This window comes from Phaeobacter sp. JH20_34, assembly GCF_048056095.1.
GTDB lineage: Bacteria > Pseudomonadota > Alphaproteobacteria > Rhodobacterales > Rhodobacteraceae > Phaeobacter > Phaeobacter bryozoorum.
In genome coordinates this window covers 387,411-408,113 of the sequence record NZ_JAYMWT010000011.1, presented here as the reverse complement: position 1 = coordinate 408,113, position 20,703 = coordinate 387,411, and the positions used below count along the sequence as shown (strand labels likewise).

General features: G+C 60.8%; 22 protein-coding genes. 9 read left to right on the top strand and 13 right to left on the bottom strand.

The window, feature by feature from the left end; all coding sequences use genetic code 11:
* The first annotated feature begins 1 nt into the window (after window position 1).
* Window positions 2–1,129 (top strand): Hint domain-containing protein, encoded by a 1,128-nt coding sequence (locus tag VWZ81_RS11375; RefSeq protein WP_416542744.1) that lies wholly within the window; start codon window positions 2–4, stop codon window positions 1,127–1,129.
* A gap of 75 nt (window positions 1,130–1,204) precedes the next feature.
* Window positions 1,205–2,260 (top strand): transporter substrate-binding domain-containing protein, encoded by a 1,056-nt coding sequence (locus tag VWZ81_RS11370; protein ID WP_340547220.1) that lies wholly within the window; start codon window positions 1,205–1,207, stop codon window positions 2,258–2,260.
* Between the two features lie 66 nt (window positions 2,261–2,326).
* Here VWZ81_RS11370 and VWZ81_RS11365 read toward each other — a convergent pair whose 3' ends face one another.
* The 3 genes from VWZ81_RS11365 to VWZ81_RS11355 form a co-directional block, all read right to left on the bottom strand.
* Window positions 2,327–2,674 carry a hypothetical protein gene (locus VWZ81_RS11365; protein WP_340547219.1) on the bottom strand — a complete coding sequence of 116 codons (348 nt, stop codon included), beginning with the start codon at window positions 2,672–2,674 and terminating at the stop codon, window positions 2,327–2,329.
* 62 nt (window positions 2,675–2,736) lie between these two features.
* Entirely contained in the window at window positions 2,737–3,438 is a 702-nt protein-coding gene (locus tag VWZ81_RS11360; protein ID WP_416542743.1) for a GntR family transcriptional regulator, read from the bottom strand.
* 60 nt (window positions 3,439–3,498) lie between these two features.
* Complete coding sequence (locus tag VWZ81_RS11355) at window positions 3,499–4,866, bottom strand: formimidoylglutamate deiminase (RefSeq protein WP_416542742.1); 1,368 nt, start codon at window positions 4,864–4,866, stop codon at window positions 3,499–3,501.
* A gap of 74 nt (window positions 4,867–4,940) precedes the next feature.
* On the opposite strand from VWZ81_RS11355, the gene hutI reads away from it, so the two are divergent.
* The 4 genes from hutI to hutU are packed head-to-tail and all read left to right on the top strand — an operon-like array spanning window position 4,941 to window position 10,133.
* On the top strand, window positions 4,941–6,155 hold the full coding sequence (gene hutI, locus VWZ81_RS11350) for an imidazolonepropionase (protein ID WP_416542741.1): 1,215 nt from the start codon (window positions 4,941–4,943) through the stop codon (window positions 6,153–6,155).
* On the top strand, window positions 6,152–7,675 hold the full coding sequence (hutH, locus tag VWZ81_RS11345) for a histidine ammonia-lyase (RefSeq protein WP_416542740.1): 1,524 nt from the start codon (window positions 6,152–6,154) through the stop codon (window positions 7,673–7,675). The genes hutI and hutH overlap by 4 nt, the downstream gene beginning before the upstream one ends.
* Window positions 7,672–8,457, top strand: a complete 786-nt coding sequence (gene hutG, locus VWZ81_RS11340) for an N-formylglutamate deformylase (RefSeq protein WP_416542739.1) — start codon at window positions 7,672–7,674, stop codon at window positions 8,455–8,457. The genes hutH and hutG overlap by 4 nt, the downstream gene beginning before the upstream one ends.
* Complete coding sequence (hutU, locus tag VWZ81_RS11335) at window positions 8,454–10,133, top strand: urocanate hydratase (protein WP_416542738.1); 1,680 nt, start codon at window positions 8,454–8,456, stop codon at window positions 10,131–10,133. The genes hutG and hutU overlap by 4 nt, the downstream gene beginning before the upstream one ends.
* Window positions 10,134–10,320: 187 nt before the next feature.
* Here hutU and dapD read toward each other — a convergent pair whose 3' ends face one another.
* The 3 genes from dapD to VWZ81_RS11320 form a co-directional block, all read right to left on the bottom strand.
* Complete coding sequence (gene dapD, locus VWZ81_RS11330; RefSeq protein ID WP_340547212.1) at window positions 10,321–11,148, bottom strand: 2,3,4,5-tetrahydropyridine-2,6-dicarboxylate N-succinyltransferase; 828 nt, start codon at window positions 11,146–11,148, stop codon at window positions 10,321–10,323.
* 124 nt (window positions 11,149–11,272) lie between these two features.
* Window positions 11,273–11,872 (bottom strand): GntR family transcriptional regulator, encoded by a 600-nt coding sequence (locus tag VWZ81_RS11325; RefSeq protein ID WP_340547211.1) that lies wholly within the window; start codon window positions 11,870–11,872, stop codon window positions 11,273–11,275.
* A 58-nt stretch (window positions 11,873–11,930) separates the two neighbouring features.
* A complete protein-coding gene (locus VWZ81_RS11320) occupies window positions 11,931–12,866 on the bottom strand; it encodes a threonine/serine dehydratase (protein WP_340547210.1) in 936 nt (311 codons plus the stop codon).
* Between the two features lie 193 nt (window positions 12,867–13,059).
* Here VWZ81_RS11320 and VWZ81_RS11315 point away from each other — a divergent pair, with 193 nt between their 5' ends.
* Window positions 13,060–13,908: an LOG family protein gene (locus VWZ81_RS11315; RefSeq protein ID WP_340547209.1), complete on the top strand. Its 849-nt coding sequence runs from the start codon at window positions 13,060–13,062 to the stop codon at window positions 13,906–13,908.
* Between the two features lie 79 nt (window positions 13,909–13,987).
* Here the strand turns inward: VWZ81_RS11315 and VWZ81_RS11310 are convergent, their stop codons facing one another.
* Entirely contained in the window at window positions 13,988–14,197 is a 210-nt protein-coding gene (locus tag VWZ81_RS11310; protein ID WP_340547208.1) for a hypothetical protein, read from the bottom strand.
* A gap of 506 nt (window positions 14,198–14,703) precedes the next feature.
* On the opposite strand from VWZ81_RS11310, the gene VWZ81_RS11305 reads away from it, so the two are divergent.
* The gene (locus tag VWZ81_RS11305) at window positions 14,704–15,945 is read left to right on the top strand and encodes a metallopeptidase (RefSeq protein WP_416542737.1); all 1,242 of its coding nucleotides are present in this window, start codon (window positions 14,704–14,706) and stop codon (window positions 15,943–15,945) included.
* Window positions 15,946–15,975: 30 nt separating this feature from the next.
* Here VWZ81_RS11305 and rlmN read toward each other — a convergent pair whose 3' ends face one another.
* The 3 genes from rlmN to VWZ81_RS11290 all read right to left on the bottom strand — a co-directional run bounded on the left by rlmN (window position 15,976) and on the right by VWZ81_RS11290 (window position 18,312).
* Complete coding sequence (gene rlmN, locus VWZ81_RS11300; RefSeq protein WP_416542736.1) at window positions 15,976–17,160, bottom strand: 23S rRNA (adenine(2503)-C(2))-methyltransferase RlmN; 1,185 nt, start codon at window positions 17,158–17,160, stop codon at window positions 15,976–15,978.
* Between the two features lie 96 nt (window positions 17,161–17,256).
* Complete coding sequence (locus tag VWZ81_RS11295; RefSeq protein ID WP_416542734.1) at window positions 17,257–17,640, bottom strand: lysozyme inhibitor LprI family protein; 384 nt, start codon at window positions 17,638–17,640, stop codon at window positions 17,257–17,259.
* Window positions 17,641–17,781: 141 nt separating this feature from the next.
* The gene (locus tag VWZ81_RS11290) at window positions 17,782–18,312 is read right to left on the bottom strand and encodes an invasion associated locus B family protein (RefSeq protein ID WP_340547204.1); all 531 of its coding nucleotides are present in this window, start codon (window positions 18,310–18,312) and stop codon (window positions 17,782–17,784) included.
* A gap of 174 nt (window positions 18,313–18,486) precedes the next feature.
* Between VWZ81_RS11290 and VWZ81_RS11285 the strand changes: the two genes are divergently transcribed.
* Window positions 18,487–19,485: an asparaginase gene (locus VWZ81_RS11285; protein WP_416539848.1), complete on the top strand. Its 999-nt coding sequence runs from the start codon at window positions 18,487–18,489 to the stop codon at window positions 19,483–19,485.
* A gap of 72 nt (window positions 19,486–19,557) precedes the next feature.
* Here VWZ81_RS11285 and VWZ81_RS11280 read toward each other — a convergent pair whose 3' ends face one another.
* The 3 genes from VWZ81_RS11280 to VWZ81_RS11270 form a co-directional block, all read right to left on the bottom strand.
* On the bottom strand, window positions 19,558–19,872 hold the full coding sequence (locus VWZ81_RS11280) for a hypothetical protein (protein WP_340547202.1): 315 nt from the start codon (window positions 19,870–19,872) through the stop codon (window positions 19,558–19,560).
* A 62-nt stretch (window positions 19,873–19,934) separates the two neighbouring features.
* Complete coding sequence (locus VWZ81_RS11275; protein ID WP_416542733.1) at window positions 19,935–20,363, bottom strand: SRPBCC family protein; 429 nt, start codon at window positions 20,361–20,363, stop codon at window positions 19,935–19,937.
* Window positions 20,360–20,680, bottom strand: a complete 321-nt coding sequence (locus VWZ81_RS11270) for an ArsR/SmtB family transcription factor (protein WP_340547200.1) — start codon at window positions 20,678–20,680, stop codon at window positions 20,360–20,362. Before VWZ81_RS11270 ends, VWZ81_RS11275 begins: the two co-directional genes overlap by 4 nt.
* Window positions 20,681–20,703 lie beyond the last annotated feature (23 nt).

Below are 20,703 nucleotides of genomic sequence, written 5' to 3'. Positions count from 1 at the left end.
GATGAGCTGGCTGGCAACACGCAGCATCGAACGGGCGTCCATCGCGGTTGCGGTGACTGAACGCGAGACCTGCCTCAACGCTCCCGACGACGTTTTGATGACACGGGGCAGCCTGTGTCTGGATCTGTCGCTGGACGAGGCCAGGCCAAGCGGCGACCTGCTGCTGCTGGACCGTTCGGTGGATGATTGCCAAGGTTGGCCGCTGCTGTTGCGGCTCAGACGCAACCTGGGCCGCGGCGTCACCCTGACGCTCAGCCAGCCCGGCTGCCATCTGGACCAACGCATCCTCGACCCGAACCCTTCTGGCAGCGAAAGCAACGCGGCACGTCTGATCTATTCCTGGGATAGTCTGGCACGCAGGGGGCGACTTGCGCTGATGACCGCCTCGGGGGGCACTATCGCAACGGCCGACCTGCAGGCGCCGCCACCGCTGCGCATCGGCGACGCAAGAACGCTTCTCGCAGCGCTGCCCGCCTCAGCCGAGGCCTGCGGCCTGCTTTCCGCCTCTCTCAGCAGCGAAATCGTACAGATGGCACCACTGGGCGGGCTGGAGCCACACACCAAGGTTGCCACGCCGGACGGCAATATACCCTTGGGGCAGCTGCAACGCGGAGATCTGGTCCTGACACCCGAAGGAGAAGCTGTTCCGGTCCTGCATCGGCTAGATCGCCGCGTCCCCGCGATTGGCCATGATACGCCCCTGCGACTGCGCGCACCGTTCTTCGGGCTGACAGATGATCTGCTGCTGGCGCCGCAGCAGCCACTGGTGGTCTCGGGAACCGATGTCGACTACCTTTTTGGTCGTCCAGACGTCCGTCTGACTGCGGCGATGATGCTGGGGACTGCGCTGGTAACGCAAGCTGATACCGATCCTACCGATGACCCTCAGGCTCCCTGCCCGCTGGTCGATCTGGCGCAGCTCATCCTGCCACGCCATGAGCGTTTCATAGCAGCAGGCACCGCGGTCGAGAGCCTTTATCTGGGGCGTTTGCGCCGCAACCGCGCCGCCTATGACGCCAGCGCACTGGCGCATCTGGACCGCAATACGATTCCCGAACATGCGGCGGACCCGGCCCCGTTACTGCGCAGCTTTGATGCCGCAGTTCTGGCAGAACGACGCATCGCCTGACCACGACGCTTGCCTGAGCCTGTGGGACATTCTAAGGACAAAACGAATGATGTCTCATAGGGTCCTATCGTTCAGTTGCGCCGTTTTCTTGCTCCATTTGTCCTGATCTATCTGCTGTGGGGGCTGGCAGCGGCCGCCGAGACTCTGACTGTCAGCACGGTCACGCGCCCGCCGTTTTCGATGACAGAGGGTGATCGCGACACCGGGTTTTCCATTGATCTGGTGCGCAGCCTGAGCGACCGGCTGGGCTGGGATTATCAGCTGGTGCGGACAGATACATTCGGCGAAATGCTGGATCTGGTGCGCAGCGGCCAGGTGGATATGGCAGCGGCCAATATTTCGATCACCTCGGCACGCGAAACCGAAATGGACTTCAGCCACCCGATCTTCGAAAGCGGTCTGCGGATCATGGTAGCGGCCGCCGATGTCCGTGCGCCCTCATTGATCCGGGTGCTGTTTTCCGCCGACCTGATGCTTGCAATTGCAGTCGCTGTCGTCCTGCTGATGGGGGGCGGGATGCTGATGTGGGGCCTGGAGCGACGCGCCCAGCCCTATTTCGACCGCCCACTGAAAGAGGCCTGGTTCCCCTCCTTCTGGTGGGCGCTGAACCTCGTGGTCAACGGCGGCTTTGAGGAACGCGTCCCACGCACCCCGATTGGGCGCATATTTGGCGTTATCCTCGTCGTCTCATCCCTGTTCGTAGTGTCGCTTTTCGTGGCCAAGATCACAGCCGTCATGACGGTCGAGGCGATCAGCGGGTCGATCAACTCAGTGAATGACCTCTATGACAAGGACGTCGGCACACTCGACGGCTCTACGGCGGCGCGGTTTCTCGAACGCCGTGACATCAGCTATCGCGGATATTCGGATCTGGCGTCCTTGCTGAAGGATTTCGAAAGCGGTGAGACCAGGGTTGTCGTCTTCGACGCCCCGGTTCTGGACCACTACATGGAAGGCGAAGGTCGTCTGCATGGCCGCGCCGTCGGACAGGTATTCCTGCGCGAGGACTACGGCTTGCTGCTCCCCGATAGCTCCGAGCATCTGGAAGATATCAACCGCGCGCTGCTGGCCCTACGCGAAAACGGCGAATACGACGATATCTATCGAAAGTGGTTCGGCAAGGCGCCCTGACCTGACAGCCCGGCACCCTGTCGCCGTTTAGGCGGCAGTCTGGTCGGCAGACGCGAGGCCTGCGTGCTAGTGCAGGGTTGCAGGCCCGTCGTCAAAAAAGGGCGTCATCTGCGCAACGATCACCGAATTCTCATCCAGTGCACGTTGCATCAGCTCACGTTCCTCATCCGAGATGTCGTGATCCTCGGCCTCGCGATCGGCCAATGTGCCATAGCCGGTGACATCCAGCGGCGCGGTATCGGCCTGCTTCAGAATTGCAACGGTTTCACGCACGGCTTCAGCCTCATCCACGCCAGAGGCATAGATCATCAGGGCGGCACCAGTGGCCCCTTCGGGCAGACCATCACCTTCCTTGCGACCGATCTGAACCACAAGCGTGTAGACCTGCTGACGAGAGATTTTCTTTTTTTCCATGCGCTCGCCATATCCCTGCGGCATGGGTTTGGTCAATACGGATCGCCGCTTGGTCGGGCGATCTAATAGCGGCTGCGCATCTGGTAGCCGGGATGGAAACTCATCCGAACAAAGGTGACCGGCTGGGCCTGAAACCAGGTCGACCGCTCCATCTGGAACAGTGGCGCGCCAACCGGACAGGCAAGATACTCGGCCAATTCAGCATCCGCAGCAATGGCACCAAAGCTCAGCTCGGCGGTGGAAAACGGCACCTCGGCGAGCAGCCATTCATTTGGTCCGACCGCACTAAAATCGGCCTCTGTCACCTTTGGCACCGCGGCGATATTGATCCAGCGATCTTCATATTGGAACGGCTGGTTGTCGCCATAGTGCATGGCGCGCACGTGCAAAACGGGCGACGCTGGTGCCAGTTGCAATTGCGATGCCAGCCAGCCCGGCGCCGGACCCTCTCTCCGGTGGACCAATGCGTAACGGTAGGTGGCATTTCGGTCCTCGACCAGCTGCCGCGTCAGCGTGATCTCCAGCTTGGCTTGTTTCACGGGTAACATTGCCACCCGCGTTCCGCTTTTACGCTTGCGGTCGATGATACCTCGCTCCGCCAGCTCACGCAGCGCACGGTTCACAGTGGCGCGGGCACATCCGAACTCCTCAGCCAGTTCCTGCTCTGTCGGCAACAGGTCGCCCTGCGCCCAGATCCGATCCTGAATGCGTTTCAGCACGTTGTCACGGACATCCTGAAAACCCATTTTTGTCCGTTCTACCATACCTGTCCCCCAGTCTGCTCGACCACTGCGCCAGCAGCCAGCGCGCAGCAGTGTCTTCTGTTAAAGCGCGTCAAGGAGCGCAGCAACCGCTGAGGCATAAGCCGCGATGATCTGATCCCGCTTTGCATGGCGCCCGCCGCTGACGACATGACGCCCTGCAGACCAGACATCGCTGACCACGGAATCACCGGAAGCAAAGCAAAGACCATCAAGGAGCTGGTCCGGGCGCAGCACACATAGTGAGACATGCGTCGTATCAAAAGCCATCAGATCCGCCAGAGCACCGACTTCCAGACGACCGGCCTCGCGGCCAAGCGCCTGCGCACCACCCTCGGCCGCACCCAGATATAGGGTCGTTCCGACGGACCCCTCTTGCGGTACCATCACATTGCGCGCCAGATCCCGCAGCCGCTGCGAATACTCAAGCATGCGCAGCTCTTCCGACAGGGAAATCCGCACGTTGGAATCTGATCCGACACCGAAGTTCCCTCCGTGGCTCAGAAACGCCGCACCGTTGAAGGGACCGTCGCCCAGGTTGGCTTCGGTAATCGGGCAGAGGCCGGCCACGGCACCGCTCTGCGCCAGATCGCGGGTTTCCTGCGCTGTCATATGGGTCGCATGGATAAGGCACCAATCTGCGCCGACACCGCAATTCTCCAGCAACCACTCTACCGGTCTCGCTCCCAGCCAAGTGCTGATATCGGTCACTTCCTGCGGTTGCTCTGCAATATGTATATGCACCGGCGCGCCCGACCGCAGCGACAGGACCTCTTTCAGATCCTGTGGTGCGGTTGCCCGCAGCGAATGCGGCGCAATGCCGACACGCGCATCTGACGGCAGGCTCTTCGTCACCATCGAACGACAATCGGACAGAAGGTCCGCATAGCGCGCCACATCATTGCCAAACCGCTGCTGACCCCCGGAAAGAGGCACCTGCCCTGCCCCGCCATAGCTGTATAAAACCGGCAGATGGGTCAGTCCGATCCCGGTCAGGTCCGCCGCCGCAAAGACGCGATTGCTCAACTCGCCCAGCGCGGCATAGGGCCGTCCCCCGGATTGGTGGTGCACATAGTGGAACTCCCCAACCGAGGCATAACCCGCCTCCAGCATTTCCATGAAGACCAGTCCAGCAATCGCCTCATAGTGTTCGGGTGTCAGGTGATCGACAAATTGATACATCAGCTTGCGCCATGACCAGAAACTCTCTTTCCCCGAGACGCGCGTTTCGGTCATGCCCGCCATGGCCCGCTGGAAACTGTGAGAATGCAGATTGGCGAGGGCCGGGACCAGCGCCATGACACAATGATCCTGAGGCTGTGCAACCGCGCCGGGTTCAAGCGTGACGATCCGACCATCCGCAACCGTCAATCGCAGATCAGTGACCCACCCCTGAGGCAGGCGCGCGTGGTGTGCAAATATTGACTGCATTTGCCCCTCTTATGTATAGACATAATAATGTTATATACATACATTCATATCATCAAGCTTTTTGCGAGGATGCCATGAACAGCCCCCGTTCCTATCTGATCTGCGACGCTACGCTAGCCACGATGGCCGATAGGGACGCCCCCTACGGTCTGATCAGAGACGGTATCGTCGCAGTGAAAGACGGCAGCATCCAGTGGGTCGGCCCAGAGGATCAGCTGCCAGAAGACTATGAAAACTGGGACCGTGTCTCGATGGGCGGGCGCCTGATCACACCGGGTCTGGTCGACTGTCACACCCATATCGTCTTTGGCGGCAACCGGGCGCTGGAGTTTGAAATGCGCCTAAATGGGGCCTCTTATGAAGAGGTCGCACGCGCTGGGGGTGGCATCGTCTCGACCGTTTCAGCCACCCGCGAGGCGTCGCTGGAGCAGCTGGTACAGGGCGCGCTGCCGCGTCTGGATGCCCTGATCGCCGAAGGTGCCACGGTGGTGGAGGTGAAATCTGGCTACGGGCTGGACCTGACCACCGAACTCAACATGCTGCGCGCCGCCCGCCGTCTGGGCGAACTGCGGGATGTGACGGTGAAAACCACCTTCCTCGGTGCCCATGCCACCCCGGCGGAGTACAAGGGCCGGGACGATGATTATATTGATCAGGTCTGCATCCCCGCCCTGCGCGCCGCCTTTGCGGAGGGTCTGGTGGATGCGGTCGACGGCTTCTGCGAAAACATCGCGTTTTCCCCTGCGCAGATCGAACGGGTGTTCAAGGTTGCCAAGGAACTTGGCCTGCCGGTGAAACTGCACGCTGAGCAGCTGAGCCATCAGGGCGGCACCAAGCTGGCCGCGGACTACGGCGCGTTGTCAGTCGATCACGTGGAATACGCCACCGAAGACGACGCCCGGGCGATGGCCGCCTCGGGTTCTGTTGCGGTGATCCTGCCGGGCGCGTTCTATACCATCCGCGAAACCCAAGCGCCGCCGATTGAACATTTCCGCACCCACGGCGTGCCGATGGCGCTGGCGACCGACTGCAACCCGGGCTCCTCACCGCTGACGTCCTTGCTGCTGACGATGAACATGGGCTGCACCCTGTTCCGCATGACGCCGGAGGAGGCGATGGCAGGCGTCACCCGCAACGCCGCCCGCGCGCTGGGGCTGACGGACCGGGGACAGATCGCTGCCGGTATGCGCGCCGATCTGGCGGTCTGGGACGTGGAAACGCCGGCTGAACTCGCCTACCGCATCGGCTTCAACCCGCTTTACACCCGTATCTATGAGGGAAAACGATGATCGAGATGATCCCCGGCACGGTATCGCTTGCCACGCTGGAAGATATCTACCGCAACCTGACCCCGGCCAAGCTGGATGCCTCCGCCCGCGAACCGGTGGAGGCTGCCGCGAAAATGGTGGCGGATGCCGCTGCCGGAGAAGAGGCGGTCTATGGAATCAACACTGGCTTCGGCAAGCTCGCCTCGACCAAAATCGCACCGGAAGACACCGCCACCCTGCAGCGCAACCTGATCCTCAGCCATTGCTGCGGCGTGGGTGAGCCTCTGCCCGAGGACAAGACCCGGCTGATGATGACGCTGAAGCTCTTGTCGATGGGCCGCGGTGCTTCCGGCGTGCGCTGGCTGGTGATCGAGCAGATCGAGCAGATGCTGGCGCGCGGCGTGATCCCGGTAATCCCGTCGCAGGGCTCCGTCGGCGCTTCCGGCGACCTGGCGCCGCTGGCGCATATGGCGGCGGCGATGATCGGGGCAGGGGAGGCGACATATGAGGGCACCCGCATGTCCAGCCTTGATGCCCTGAAAAAGGCCGGGTTAGAGCCTATTGTGCTGGGTCCCAAGGAAGGCCTGGGGCTGATCAACGGCACCCAGTTCTCCACCGCCTGCGCCTTGGCCGGTTTGTTTGACGCCTGGCGCATGGCGGAGGCGTCGATGGCGATTGCCTCGCTCACCACCGACGCTATCATGGGCTCCACCGCGCCGCTGGTCGCCGACATCCATTCCTTGCGCGGCCATGCCGGGCAGATCGACGTGGCCCGCGAAATGCGCGCGATCATGGATGGGTCCGAAATCCGCGAAAGCCACCGCGAGGATGACACCCGGGTGCAGGATCCCTATTGCATCCGCTGCCAGCCGCAGGTGGTGGGCGCGGCGCTGGACGTGCTGCGGATGGCTGCCAAGACGCTGGAGATCGAGGCCAACGCCGTCACCGACAACCCGCTGGTGCTGGTGAAAGAAGGCCGCATTGTTTCGGGCGGCAACTTCCACGCCGAATACGTGGGCTTTGCCGCCGACCAGATCGCGCTCGCCGTGGCCGAAATCGGCGCCATCGCGCAACGCCGGGTGGCCTTGATGGTCGACCCGACCCTCAGCCACGACTTGCCGCCGTTCCTGACGCCGGATCCGGGCCTCAATTCCGGTTTCATGATCGCCGAGGTGACCACCGCCGCGCTGATGAGCGAGAACAAGCATTTGGCGAATCCTTGCGTCACGGATTCAACCCCGACGTCAGCGAACCAGGAGGACCACGTGTCGATGGCGGCCCATGGCGCGCTGCGTCTGGGACGGATGAACGCCAATCTGTCGGTGATCCTGGGCGTCGAAATGCTCTGTGCTGCGCAAGGGGTGGAGGCGCGTGCGCCGCTGCAGACCTCCGCGCGGCTGCAGGACGTGCTGGCAATGCTGCGGGCCGATATCCCCGCGCTGGCAGAGGACCGCTATCTGGCGCCGGAAATTGAATCCGCCAGCGCCATGGTCCGCGCAGGCCGGGTTGCTGAGGCCGCTGGCGTGAAGGTGGCGGCATGATCGAAGTGACCCAAGGCAGCTCGCCGCTGGTACTAGGCTTGCCCCACACCGGCACCGATGTGCCAGCGGAAATCTGGGAGTGTCTGAACGAGACGGGCAAGGCGCTAGCGGACACAGACTGGCATATCCATGACCTCTATTCCGGGCTGGCAGAGGACATCACAACCGTCCGTACGCCAAGCCACCGCTATGTGATCGACGTGAACCGCGATCCGGGTGGTATCAGTCTCTATCCAGGGCAAAACACCACCACTCTGGTGCCCATGACCGATTTCGACGGGCTGCCGATCTGGCAGGAGGGCAAGCAACCCGATGAGGCGGAAATCACCCGCCGCCGCGATGCCTACCACGCCCCCTATCACGCGGCGCTGATGGCGGAGCTGGAGCGGGTAAAGGCGATCCACGGTTTTGCCATCCTCTATGACTGCCACTCGATCCGCGGCGACATCCCGTTCCTGTTCGAGGGCCGCCTGCCGGATTTCAACGTGGGCACCAACATGGGACAGACCTGCGACCCTGAAATCGAGGCGCTGACCGTCGCCCATTGCGTGGCGGCGGAGGGCTATACCTCCACCCTCAACGGGCGTTTCAAGGGCGGCTGGACCACCCGCCATTACGGGCGTCCTGCGGACGGGCTGCACGCGATCCAGATGGAACTGGCGCAGGCCACATACTGCCAGGAAAGCCCGCCCTGGACCTATCTGCCGGAGCGCGCGGAACAGCTGCGCGCCCATCTCACCCGAATTCTGACTGATCTCAAAAACTGGAGGCCCTCGGCATGAGCGATCCCCGCAAGAACACCCGCGACATCTTTCCGCCCACCGGCCCGGAAATCACCGCCAAGTCCTGGATGACTGAGGCGCCGATGCGGATGATGATGAACAACCTGCACCCCGATGTGGCCGAAAACCCGCATGAGCTGGTGGTCTACGGCGGCATCGGCCGCGCCGCGCGCACCTGGAAGGAATTCGATCTGATCGTCGAGACCCTGAAGAACCTGGAGGAAGACCAGACCCTGATGGTGCAGTCCGGCAAGCCGGTTGGCGTGTTCCAGACCCACAAGGATGCGCCGCGGGTGCTGATCGCCAACTCCAACCTGGTGCCGCATTGGGCCAACTGGGACCATTTCAACGAGCTCGATAAGAAGGGGCTGATGATGTACGGCCAGATGACCGCTGGTTCGTGGATCTATATCGGCACGCAAGGGATCGTGCAGGGCACCTATGAAACCTTTGCCGAGGCCGGCCGCCAGCACTACGGCGGCGACCTCAAGGGCAAGTGGATCCTGACCGGCGGCCTGGGCGGCATGGGCGGCGCGCAGCCGCTGGCAGCCGTGTTTGCCGGTGCCTGCTGCCTGGCGGTGGAGTGCAACCCCGACAGCATCGACTTCCGCCTGCGCACCAAATACCTGGACGAGAAGGCCGAGACCCTGGACGAGGCGCTGGAGATGATCGCGCGCTGGACCGCTGCGGGCGAGGCGAAATCCGTGGGCCTTCTGGGCAACGCGGCTGAGATCTTCCCGGAGCTGGTGAAGCGCGCCGAAGCAGGCGGCATCCGTCCCGATATCGTGACCGACCAGACCTCTGCCCACGACCCGGTCAACGGCTACCTGCCGCTGGGCTGGACCATGGGTGAGTGGAAAGAGCGCCGCGAAACGGACAAGAAAGCGGTTGAAAAGGCCGCCCGCGCCAGTATGCGCGTGCAGGTCAAGGCGATGTGCGATTTCCACGCGATGGGCGTTCCCACCGTCGACTACGGCAACAACATCCGCCAGATGGCGCTGGAGGAGGGGCTGGAAAACGCCTTTGACTTCCCCGGCTTCGTGCCCGCCTACATCCGCCCGCTGTTCTGCCGCGGCATCGGCCCGTTCCGCTGGGCCGCACTCTCGGGCGATCCGGAGGATATCAGGAAAACCGACGCCAAGATGAAGGAGCTGTTCCCCGAGAACGAGGGGCTGCACCGCTGGCTGGACATGGCGCAGGAGCGGATTGCCTTCCAGGGCCTGCCCGCACGGATCTGCTGGATCGGCCTCGGCGACCGCCACAAGGCGGGCCTCGCCTTCAACGAGATGGTCCGCAACGGCGAGCTGTCGGCGCCGGTCGTCATTGGCCGCGACCATCTGGATTCGGGTTCCGTGGCCTCCCCGAACCGCGAGACCGAGGCGATGATGGACGGCTCCGACGCGGTGTCCGACTGGCCGCTCTTGAACGCTCTACTGAACACCGCTTCCGGCGCCACCTGGGTGTCGCTGCACCACGGCGGCGGCGTTGGCATGGGCTTCTCGCAGCATTCCGGCGTGGTGATCTGCTGCGACGGCACCGAGGACGCAGACCGCCGTATCGGACGGGTGCTGTGGAACGACCCGGCCACCGGCGTCATGCGCCATGCGGATGCAGGCTATGACATTGCCAAGGACTGCGCGCGCGAACACGGGCTGAACCTGCCCGGTATCCTCTAACGCCAATGGGGCTCTGCCCCTCGGCCTAACGGCCTCACCCCAGAGTATTTGGAGAAAAGTGACAGCTCGGCCTACCTGTCATCTTTCCAAGAATACTCTGGGGTCCGGGGCAAGGCCCCGGCAATTAGCACAAATAAAAACGCGCCCTGTGGGGCGCGTTCCATGCGCTCGAACTGCAGGGATGGGATCAGTCGCGCAGCAGCTCGTTGATCCCGGTCTTGGATCGGGTTCTTTCGTCTACCCGTTTCACGATCACCGCACAGTAGAGGTTGACGCCATTTTTTGAGGGCATGGAGCCGGCGACCACCACCGAATAAGGCGGCACTTCGCCATACATGACTTCACCGGTCTCGCGGTCCACGATCTTGGTTGATTGGCCGATGAACACACCCATTCCAAGGACAGATCCTTCACGCACGATGCAGCCTTCAACCACTTCGGAGCGCGCGCCAATAAAGCAATTGTCTTCAATGATGGTCGGGCCTGCCTGCATCGGCTCCAACACACCGCCAATACCGACACCACCGGAAAGATGCACATTCTTGCCGATCTGAGCGCAGGAGCCAACGGTTGCCCAGGTGTCGACCATCGTGCCTTCGTCGACATAGGCACCAAGGTTCACGAAGGATGGCATCAGGACCACGCCGGGGGCGATATAGGCCGATTTGCGAACAACGCAGTTGGGAACGGCCCGGAATCCCGCCTCTTTCCATTCGGATGCGCGCCACCCTTTGAACTTGCTATCGACCTTGTCCCACCACCCAGAACCCTGGGGGCCGCCGGATTGCTCTTCCATATCCTTGATGCGGAAGCCCAGAAGAACGGCTTTCTTGGCCCATTGATTGACATGCCAATCCCCGTTGTCCTGGCGCTCGGCCACGCGCAGTTTACCCGAATCCAGGGCGTTCAACGTGTCTTCGATAGCCTCGCGCTGCTCACCTGTGGTGGCGGATGTGATGGTGTCACGGGCCTCCCAAGCGGCCTCGATTGCGGTTTCCAGCTGGGCGTTGGACATCTGGGGTTTCTCCGGCGTGTGGTTGGTTTCGCCGCTACATAACCTCATTTTACTCCGGGGTCATGTGCGGATTGCGTCAATATCCCCACCCGCAGCGGCCAATCGTGGCGGCAGCGGCGTGGTTCTAGCGGACCCGCCGCAGATGGCGGCGTAGAATATCGCAGGCGGTGGTTACATCCCGACGTCGCATGGCCTGCACGATCAGCGCATGATCGGTGTCGACACGTTGGCTCCAGCGGTGTTTCCAATTGGCAAAAAGATGACGAGCCGAGGCAATATGCAGGTCGTCAATTGTCGCCAACAAACGCGGCATTGCACAGGGCGACAAGATGACTCGGTGAAAAGCGCGGTTCTTTTGCTCCCAATCGGCCATGTCTGTTGCGGCATCGCAGGCGAGTCTTGCGGTGTCTGCCGCTTCCAGCTCCGAGGGTCCCAGATGGGCAAAGGCGTTTTGCAAGGCCAGCAGCTCGAGCGAGACGCGCATTTCGATGACTTCGCGTATTTCCGAAGGGTCCAATGCTGTCACCCGCATGCCACGCCGTGGAATCGACTGGGCAAGTCCGTGCGCCTCCAGTCGCAACAGGGCCTCGCGCACCGGAACGTGGCTGGCGTTGAACTCGCGTGCAATATGGTCCTGACGCAGCTTTTCGCCGGCAGGCAGCGCGCCGGTCACGATCCGTTCGCTCAGCGCGTGGTAAATACGGTCGGAGATCGTAGCGCTCATGCAGCGTCGCTCCGACGTCGGGGCTCGATCACAGATCCCGGCCCAGCGCTATGCAGGATCATGAGGTGCCTCCAACTGGATCATTGGCGATATTGCCACCGCAGAGCAGCACCGCAACCCGCTCACCTGCTGCCGGCTGGTAGATGCCGCTGGTCAGAGCCGCCAATGCGGTTGCCCCTGCCGGCTCCACCAGCAGGCGGCGTTCCTGCCAAAGCGCCGTCTGGGCCGCGGTGATTGCATCGTCCGGCACCGTCACCGAGGTCACCGCATGTGATTGAGCCTCAGCCAGCTCGTAGCAGATATTGCCGATCCGCCGCGCGCCGAGAGCATTTGCAGCCACGCCTGAAACCTCAACATCGACGGGCTTGCCGGCGGCAAGCGCGCTATTTAAGGCCGAACTGGTTTCCGGCTCAACCGCCACGATCTTCTTCGATCCGCCGTACCAGGCCATGGCGCCCGCTATCAGCCCGCCTCCCCCCACCGCAATCAATAGTGTGTCAGCCACGAGCCCCTGTGCGTCCCATTCCGCAAAGCAGGTGCCCTGCCCGATAACCGTTGCCGGTGCGTCATAGGCATGGACCTGCATTGCACCAGTCCGCTGCTCGTAGGCCTGCGCTTTCTCAAGGGCATTGGCATAGGCGCCCGGAACAACCTCGAGATCCGCGCCGCAGGCTCTGATCAATGCGATCTTTGCCGGGCCAGCCATTTCCGGAACATATACACGCGCGCGAAAGCCGAGCCTCTTGGCAGCGTAGGCGACCGCCGCGCCATGATTGCCGCCGGATGCAGCCACCAGCCCAGCCTCCGGCACCGATCCGCCCAAAAGCGTGTTGAAGGCACCACGCGCCTTGAAGCTGCCGGTGTGCTGCATATGCTCCAGCTTCATCATGATCGGATGGTCGAAGCCGAAGCCGACGGTTTCCAATATCGGTGTGCGCTGAATATAAGGGCGGATCCGCGTTTCAGCGGCGCCAATATCTTGTGTCCAATGCATGAGCAGTCCTCTTGTCCCGTCGGCGTGCTGACCGTAAGCCCTGTGCCAGCTTGTGCAAGCCCTCCTTGCATCTTCGATGGGGTTCACCCCGGATCACCTTCATACCAAGGCGATGGATCCGGGCTAGCGTCACGCCCGCCAAAGCGGTAGAAATAGAACTCCGTATTTTTTGAAATAACATAGCAGGTTTGCAATGAATGACGATCGCCATAGCCGATTCCGGGATGCACATTCTGACAGGGATCGCGCCGAGCATATGCCATCGACACCGCAGACCGAATCTCCGGCATACCGGCTGGCCTTTGCAGACGAAGATTTTCTCTGTCGCGAGGAGCTGCGCCCGGTTCGGTTGCAGCTTGAGCTGCTGAAACCGCAGTTGATGCTGGATGAGCATGGTATCGAAAGCACCATCGTCATGTTCGGTGGTGCACGTATCCCGGCGCCAAAAGACAAGGCGCAAGCGCGCACGCAGACGCTTCGGGACCTGTCCCATTTCTATGATGAAGCTCGCAAGTTCGCTAAACTCATGACCGAGAAATCAATGACCACAGGCGGCAGGAAAGATGTCATCGTGACCGGCGGCGGACCTGGGGTGATGGAAGCAGGCAATCGCGGCGCAGTTGATGCCGGCGGCGCCTCTGTCGGGCTGAATATCGTGCTGCCCCATGAGCAGGCACCAAATGAATTTGTCACGCCGGAACTCTGCTTTAACTTCCACTATTTTGCGATCCGGAAGATGCATTTCCTGATGCGCGCCCGGGCCATTACCGTGTTTCCCGGCGGCTTTGGCACGCTGGACGAGATGTTCGAAAGCCTGACGCTGATCCAGACCGGCCGCATGGAACGCGTACCGTTCCTGCTGTTTGGCCGTGAGTTCTGGGAAAAAATCATCAACTGGGACGCTCTGGCGGATGCCGGAACCATCTCGGAGGAAGATCTTGACCTGTTCCGGTTCGTGGAAACCGCCGAGGAGGCGATTCACATCATCGACAACTGGGAGCCGGCACCGCCCCGTGACAGCTTGCCCGGTCGTAACGGCTGATTACCCAGGAATCCCCGTCGCGCGGCCAAGCGCGCGTGGCGGGGCCTGCCGAAGGGAACCGACCCTAGAAAGGGATGACTCAGGCGAATTCAGGCGGCAGAACACCCAGTGGCTTGCCGTGGGGCAGACGTGTCAGAACTTGCGCGCCTTCGATATCCTTGATCGCATAACCATAGCCACGCAGGCGAAACTTCCATTCACGCGGACTCAACGCCTTGCCACGTTCCTCGCGAACCAGATCCAATACGGTGGGTTCAATCGGCGCAGCGGCCGCTGTATGACTTGCCATGATCTCTTTCCCTTCCATCGACTGTCTACAATTTGGAAACTGTTCCGTCGGAATGGCGGAAATGTACCCGGATTGTGGAAATTTCTGGGCAGCACCGCGATTCTTGGTATGCGCAGCAGTAAATACGCGCCGACAACGCAAGATCAGACCAACTGGTGACGACTCAATCGGTGACCGCTCCTGTTCCCCGGTCACGACAGTTCTCAATCATCAGAATCGGTCAAATTTAATGCTATTGTTCACAATGTGAGGCTTTGGCGCCGAAACGCCATTTTTCGCAACCCCGAGGAGCGACATCCGAGAGGGAGCCAGGGCGATCAGGTTAAGCCTCTGAATAAACAGAAATATCAAGCGCATCACAGAACTGAAACTTGGGATACCGACCGGCCCAGTTCGTGCCCTTTCTATCTGTAGCGGCGTCGAGCGCCCCAAAAATTCCCCAAGAATCGGCCCATCAGCGCCACATTCATTGACCAGATTGACGACAACCCAAGTGGAGTTGTCGCATGCCCCGAGTTTCGGATTATTCAGCCCTTCTATACTACCTCGACGGCGACCACTTCCGTTGGAATGCCCCGGCGGATCTGGGAACGCAGGCCATCATCACCTACAGCTTTACCGAAACAGGTAGCCTCGCGGATCCGGCTGAGAGCGACCCCTATGGCGCGACCGAATATTGGGCCTTTGATGACGATCAACGCGATCTGTTTCGCGAAAGCCTGTCTCAATACGAAGATATTTCGGGGGTGCGTTTCATCGAAGTCGAAGGCCGAGGCATGATCAATGCCTTTGGCTCAACCGGTAGCACGGCGGGCGGCTGGGCCAATATTGCGATGTCCGGGGATGGCTTCACCGGTCGCGGTGACCTGACCATCGACACAGCCATCATGACCAAGGGTACCTATGGTTATGTTACGCTTTTGCATGAGGTCGGCCATGCCCTTGGCCTGCAGCATTCGCATGATGGCGGGCTGACGCTGGACCACCACGCCGACACGCCTGAAAACACGGTAATGACATACAATCACAGCCCTACATATGTAACGGAGCTGGGTACGTTCGACATTCAGGCGATGCAGCACGTTTATGGAAGCAGCGACAGCTTCGCAGACTGGCAGATCCTCGGCGGTGGCAGTGATCCCATTATCATCCGAAGCACAAATGCGGCGGAAACGGTGATCGGCACCGACCAGAACACCACGATCAACGCCAGAGGTGGTAATGACCATGTTCAGGGGCGCGAGGCAGATGATACCCTGCGCGGTGCCGGTGGTAGCGATACTATAATCGGGGGCTTGGGCGAAGACCGGCTGTTCGGCGGCAGTGGTGCAGATCTCTTGATAGGCGGCACCACTGATGATGCCTATTCCGGCGGTAGCGATAGCGACATCCTCCACGGCAAGCGTGGGCACGACCTGCTCCATGGCGGATCCGGCGACGATCAACTGCTGGGCGGGGTCGGGCGTGACACGCTGGTCGGCGGCGATGGCAGCGATACGCTGACCGGCGGCTCCGGTGCGGATACTTTTGTCTTTGATCAGGCAGATGCCTATGACGTCAACCGGATCACCGACTTTGGCCGTGGCGCAGATGTGATTGACGTGTCTGGCCTCTGGATCGGCAGTCTCGACCAGCTCGACATCGTCGAAGACAACGGCAGCACCACCATCTCCTATTCCAATTGGTTCGAAGTGGAATTGACCAACTACACCGACACCCTCACGGGAGCGGATTTCATATTCAGTTGAGGCAGCCGGGGACCTGCCTGGAGGTCGAGGTCAGGGGTTTAGCCCCGCCTCGGCCTCAATCTGTTTACGGCTCTTGCGCGCACGCTCGGTAGCCGATTTCAACTGACCACAGGCCGCCAGAATGTCCTCGCCCCGTGGTGTACGGATCGGAGAGGCATAGCCGGCCTGATAAATAATGTTGGCAAAGGCGTGAATCCGGTTGTTTGACGAACGCGTATAGGGCGAACCTGGCCATTCATTGAATGGGATCAGATTGACCTTCGCCGGGATCCCATCAATCAGCTCAACCAGACGATGGGCGTCTTCGTCGCTGTCATTCACGCCGTTCAACATCACATATTCAAAAGTGATCCGCTCCGAATTGGTCAGGCGCGGATAGGCGCGGAGCGCGTCCAGTAGTGCTTCGATATTCCAGCGTTTGTTGATCGGTACCAGTTTGTCGCGCACCTCATCGGTGGTCGCATGAAAGGACACAGCCAGCAGGCAGCCGATTTCCTCGGCCGTGCGCGCGATTTCCGGCACCACACCGGAAGTTGACAGGGTAATGCGACGCCGCGACAGGCTGATCCCCTCGGGGTCCATCGCGATCTTCATCGCGTCGCGCACGTTGTCAAAGTTGTAGAGCGGCTCTCCCATCCCCATCAGCACGATATTCGACAGCAAGCGTGTCTCATCCTTGGGCGCACCGGGAACTGGCCATTCGTCCAGATCGTCACGCGCCATCATGATTTGGCCAACGATCTCGGCCGCCGTCAGGTTACGGACCAGTTTCTGCGTGCCGGTATGGCAAAACGAACAGGTCAGGGTGCAGCCCACCTGCGAGGAAATACACAGTGTACCGCGCCCTTCCTCAGGGATGTAGACCACCTCGACCTCATGGCCGCCAGCGATACGCACCAGATACTTGCGCGTGCCATCGGTAGAGACCTGTTTGCTCACCACCTCAGGAATCGCGATTTCAAAATGCTCGTCCAGCTGCGCGCGATAAGCCTTTGCGAGATTCGTCATCTCCACAAAGTCGCGCTTGCCCCATTGATAGATCCACTGCCAGATCTGCCCGACCCGCATTTTGGCCTGCTTTTCCGGCGTACCATGTGCGATCAGTGTTTCCCGCAACTGGTCGCGGGTCAGACCTACTAGATTGATCTTGCCGCCCTCAGGCATCTTGCGAGGCAGGGTCAGGACGTCCTGGGTGATCGGCGCATTGGCGGTCATAGCAAAAAGACTCGGTCTGTTTGGGTGGATGCGGCTCTATATAGGATTCTTGCCAAAGATCAAAAGGAATCCTCCCGATTTTGCTTCGGCACTCTCTTACCGGGCGTAATCCATCAGCGCGTCGACCCGATCCCGTGTCAGGCCAATACGACAGGATAGAACCGCGATACCGGTTCCCGAACCGCCGGCAAAGGTCTCCCCGACAAACGCGCAATGATCGCCACGGAATGTCTCCCAGGATGCCTGCCCCGCCTCCAGTGCAGGGATTGCGGCAGGTCGTCCGGTGGTATCATCAAGTTCGGCCATCGTATTGCGGGCATAATCAAACGCCTGTGAAAGAGCCATATTGGCGCGGTTTTCATCCGCCTCAAGGCAGCTGCGCAGGTCAACCTGAGAAACAGCACCGCTGCATTCCATTGCAGGATCCGCCAGAACCGGCAACGGCAATGCCAGGGCGAGTGTGACGATGTGGCGCCGCATGATGTGGAACTCCTAGGGTGTCATGACAGATGTTATCGGGCCGGGCAAAACACCTCCGACCCGTTCGACAGCTCAAAACCCGGATGCAGGCCAGGTCTCCTCGCACGTGCGCGACGCTCTGGGAGCGACCGCCGAGCGCAATCAGTTACAGCGTTTTTCGGCGTCCTCGACCGCGGCGGTAAAGCCCAGGAGCGAGAACGTGTCCTTGGTCTGTGTCCCACGTGCTGACCGGGCTGTCAGAACAGCCTGCGCGCCACGTTTCATCGCGGTGATGATCTTGGCGTCATCCGCAGCCGTTGCAGGCCAGGCCCACTCACCCTCTGTGAACAGCTCAAATTCGGTATCGCCCACTGCGAGATTCACGGTTGAGCCCGGCGCAAAGGGATAGCCGCCGGTGAAAGTCACCTGCCCCTTGTCGCCGGTTTCTGGCCGATAGAAAACGAACAGTTGGATCTTGCCACGACGCACGGCTTTCACGCGGCCGTCACGGGTGTTTACGGTCTCTTTCGGAGCGGAGACACCCCAGCATTCCTTGGGACTTTCGCCTTGAAACACGCTCCAGTCGACATTGCTCGCGACGCGATTGTCAGATTCTGCCTGCTGTGCGGATGCGCTGGTGGCCATTGCGGCCAGACACAGGCCCGCGACGCAGCGGACGAGTTTTGATGCCATTTGTCCCAACTCCAAAGACTGTCGTTACCTCAAATAAGCCAGGGTACATGCGGCGTTACCTTCGCCGTCTGGTCCCGATCCCCTCGCTTGTGTACTCATACACACTATCGTAACTATCGCCACGTGTGAAAGCCCGTTTTGGCGGGAAATTGCCAACAGGAAAGGCGTTTTGTGATGACCAAACCCGTACCGATGACTGAAGTGTGGCGCGGTCCGCTCTTGGAAAGCCTGCATCTGGGCCATGCCGTTGTCTGTAACGCCAAGGGAGAGATCGTGCGCAGCTGGGGCGATCCCGACGCGATTATTTACCCGCGCAGTTCCGCCAAGATGATCCAGGCGCTGCCTCTGATCACATCGGGCGCAGCGGCAAAATACGGGCTGACCTCTGAGCAGCTCGCCCTCGCCTGTGCTTCGCACAATGGTGCCGAGATTCACACCAGCCGCGTCAACGCCTGGCTGGATCAGCTGTCCATGACCGATCATGATTTCCGCTGCGGCCCGCAGCTGCCAGACGATATTCCGGCGCGAAACGCGCTGATCAAAACCGATACAAGCCCGTGTCAGGTTCACAATAACTGCTCCGGCAAGCATGCAGGCTTTCTGACGCTGTCCCAGCACCTGGGGGCCGGACCCGAATATGTAGAGATCGACCATCCGGTACAACAGGCCTGCCGCAGCGCCTTTGAGCAGGTGACCGACGAATCCAGCCCTGGCTATGGCATTGACGGGTGTTCAGCGCCGAATTTCGCAACCTCCGTGAAGGGTCTGGCACGGGCGATGGCCTGGTTTGCCTCCGCCTCTGACCGTTCGGACCGCGATGCCAATGCCGCGCAGCAGCTGGTGGCCGCGATGACAGCGCATCCCGAACTGGTCGCTGGCGAAACCCGCGCCTGCACCAACCTTATGCGTGCGATGGGTGGCAAGGTCGCGATCAAAACCGGCGCTGAAGCCGTCTTCATCGCCATCCTGCCCGAACAGAAACTGGGTGTGGCGCTGAAGATCACCGACGGTGCCACCCGCGCCAGCGAATGCGCAATTGCAAGTATTCTGGTGGGGCTGGGCGTTCTGGATGCCGACCATCCGGCAACACTGAAATATCGCAACGCCCCCCTGATCAATCGCCGAGGCATCGACTGTGGTTCGATCCGGCCCTCAGCTGAAATGCAGTTCTGACCAAAGATTGCCCCGGCACGCAGAACGCGGACCGGGGCAATCAAAGGCGTGTTCCAAGACAGCTATATGTGGTCACATTTCAATGATTTCGGCGACCTCAACAGAACCATCACCGCTGGTCACCATCGGGCAGCCATTGGCCATTTTACAGGCGGCATCTATGTCGACCGCTTCGACCACGGAATAGCCGGAGAGCGGATTGGCACCACCGTTGTCCGCGACGCCCGACTTCTGAACCGTCTTTGACATGCCGACAGGATTCCCCGGCACGACAAGCGCGTCGCCCATCCCGCCCATCCAGGTTTTCCAGGCATCCATGACCTTGGCGCCCTCTTCCGGTGTCTCCGGTGTCTTGCCGCCGTGATATGCAAAAATGAACTGTGGCATTGGGTACTCCTCCCCTGTTTAGGTCTTCGTTAAAACAGCTTCTCATTGTCGCAAGCCCGCAATCACGGGAGCTTGGACACCAGTTTTCGCAGAGACGATTCCCATCCGACCCGGTGGTTTTCGGCCATCTCCGAGCTGTCCAGATCCCGATGATCAACAATCAGCCGAGCACCCGTCTCAATAGCTTCAACGGTGAGGGTAACATGGCTTTCGTGCCCGCGCGCGCCTACTTCGTCGTGCCACGCCCAGGTAAATCCGATCGACTGCGGCGGACGCACATGGGTGACCACACCTGAGACATGATAGCGGTCTCCATCGGCATTCATCATGACCGTGGACCACGGCCCCTCCTGATGGAAATTCAGCGTATATTCAGGCACGGTCAGCCCCTCTGGTCCCCACCATTGCAGGAGCTTCTCGGTATCGCTGATCCAGGCAAACAGCCGGTCCGGCGACACCTGGAATTCGCGTTCCAAGCGCAAATCTGTCATTCCATTTCCTCCCTTAGTGCTGCTTCCAGCCGATCGAGGCTGCTTTGCCAGAACGATTGCCGCGACAGGGTCCAGTCTGCGATCAGCTTCAGTCCCTCTGGCCGCGCTGAATACAATCGGCGTGTCCCATCGGCGCGCTGCGCCACCAATCCAGCCTCACGCAATACCTTGAGATGGCGCGAGATCGCCGGCGCAGTGATGCCCGATCCCCGCACCAGATCGCCGGCTGGCAGTTCTCCGTGTTCCATCAGCTGTTCGATGATGGCCATACGCGTGCCGTCAGAGAGGGCGGAGAATGATTTGAGTAATGGAGTCATACCCAATATTAACACATGAGTTA

What these genes read in the sequence shown, in the direction of transcription:
- VWZ81_RS11375 (WP_416542744.1), top strand. Translation starts at nt 2, where the DNA reads ATGAGCTGGCTGGCAACACGCAGCATCGAACGGGCGTCCATCGCGGTT.
- VWZ81_RS11365 (WP_340547219.1), bottom strand. Translation starts at nt 2,674, where the DNA reads ATGGAAAAAAAGAAAATCTCTCGTCAGCAGGTCTACACGCTTGTGGTT.
- VWZ81_RS11360 (WP_416542743.1), bottom strand. Translation starts at nt 3,438, where the DNA reads ATGGTAGAACGGACAAAAATGGGTTTTCAGGATGTCCGTGACAACGTG.
- VWZ81_RS11355 (WP_416542742.1), bottom strand. Translation starts at nt 4,866, where the DNA reads ATGCAGTCAATATTTGCACACCACGCGCGCCTGCCTCAGGGGTGGGTC.
- hutI (WP_416542741.1), top strand. Translation starts at nt 4,941, where the DNA reads ATGAACAGCCCCCGTTCCTATCTGATCTGCGACGCTACGCTAGCCACG.
- hutH (WP_416542740.1), top strand. Translation starts at nt 6,152, where the DNA reads ATGATCGAGATGATCCCCGGCACGGTATCGCTTGCCACGCTGGAAGAT.
- hutG (WP_416542739.1), top strand. Translation starts at nt 7,672, where the DNA reads ATGATCGAAGTGACCCAAGGCAGCTCGCCGCTGGTACTAGGCTTGCCC.
- hutU (WP_416542738.1), top strand. Translation starts at nt 8,454, where the DNA reads ATGAGCGATCCCCGCAAGAACACCCGCGACATCTTTCCGCCCACCGGC.
- dapD (WP_340547212.1), bottom strand. Translation starts at nt 11,148, where the DNA reads ATGTCCAACGCCCAGCTGGAAACCGCAATCGAGGCCGCTTGGGAGGCC.
- VWZ81_RS11325 (WP_340547211.1), bottom strand. Translation starts at nt 11,872, where the DNA reads ATGAGCGCTACGATCTCCGACCGTATTTACCACGCGCTGAGCGAACGG.
- VWZ81_RS11320 (WP_340547210.1), bottom strand. Translation starts at nt 12,866, where the DNA reads ATGCATTGGACACAAGATATTGGCGCCGCTGAAACGCGGATCCGCCCT.
- VWZ81_RS11315 (WP_340547209.1), top strand. Translation starts at nt 13,060, where the DNA reads ATGAATGACGATCGCCATAGCCGATTCCGGGATGCACATTCTGACAGG.
- VWZ81_RS11310 (WP_340547208.1), bottom strand. Translation starts at nt 14,197, where the DNA reads ATGGCAAGTCATACAGCGGCCGCTGCGCCGATTGAACCCACCGTATTG.
- VWZ81_RS11305 (WP_416542737.1), top strand. Translation starts at nt 14,704, where the DNA reads ATGCCCCGAGTTTCGGATTATTCAGCCCTTCTATACTACCTCGACGGC.
- rlmN (WP_416542736.1), bottom strand. Translation starts at nt 17,160, where the DNA reads ATGACCGCCAATGCGCCGATCACCCAGGACGTCCTGACCCTGCCTCGC.
- VWZ81_RS11295 (WP_416542734.1), bottom strand. Translation starts at nt 17,640, where the DNA reads ATGCGGCGCCACATCGTCACACTCGCCCTGGCATTGCCGTTGCCGGTT.
- VWZ81_RS11290 (WP_340547204.1), bottom strand. Translation starts at nt 18,312, where the DNA reads ATGGCATCAAAACTCGTCCGCTGCGTCGCGGGCCTGTGTCTGGCCGCA.
- VWZ81_RS11285 (WP_416539848.1), top strand. Translation starts at nt 18,487, where the DNA reads ATGACCAAACCCGTACCGATGACTGAAGTGTGGCGCGGTCCGCTCTTG.
- VWZ81_RS11280 (WP_340547202.1), bottom strand. Translation starts at nt 19,872, where the DNA reads ATGCCACAGTTCATTTTTGCATATCACGGCGGCAAGACACCGGAGACA.
- VWZ81_RS11275 (WP_416542733.1), bottom strand. Translation starts at nt 20,363, where the DNA reads ATGACAGATTTGCGCTTGGAACGCGAATTCCAGGTGTCGCCGGACCGG.
- VWZ81_RS11270 (WP_340547200.1), bottom strand. Translation starts at nt 20,680, where the DNA reads ATGACTCCATTACTCAAATCATTCTCCGCCCTCTCTGACGGCACGCGT.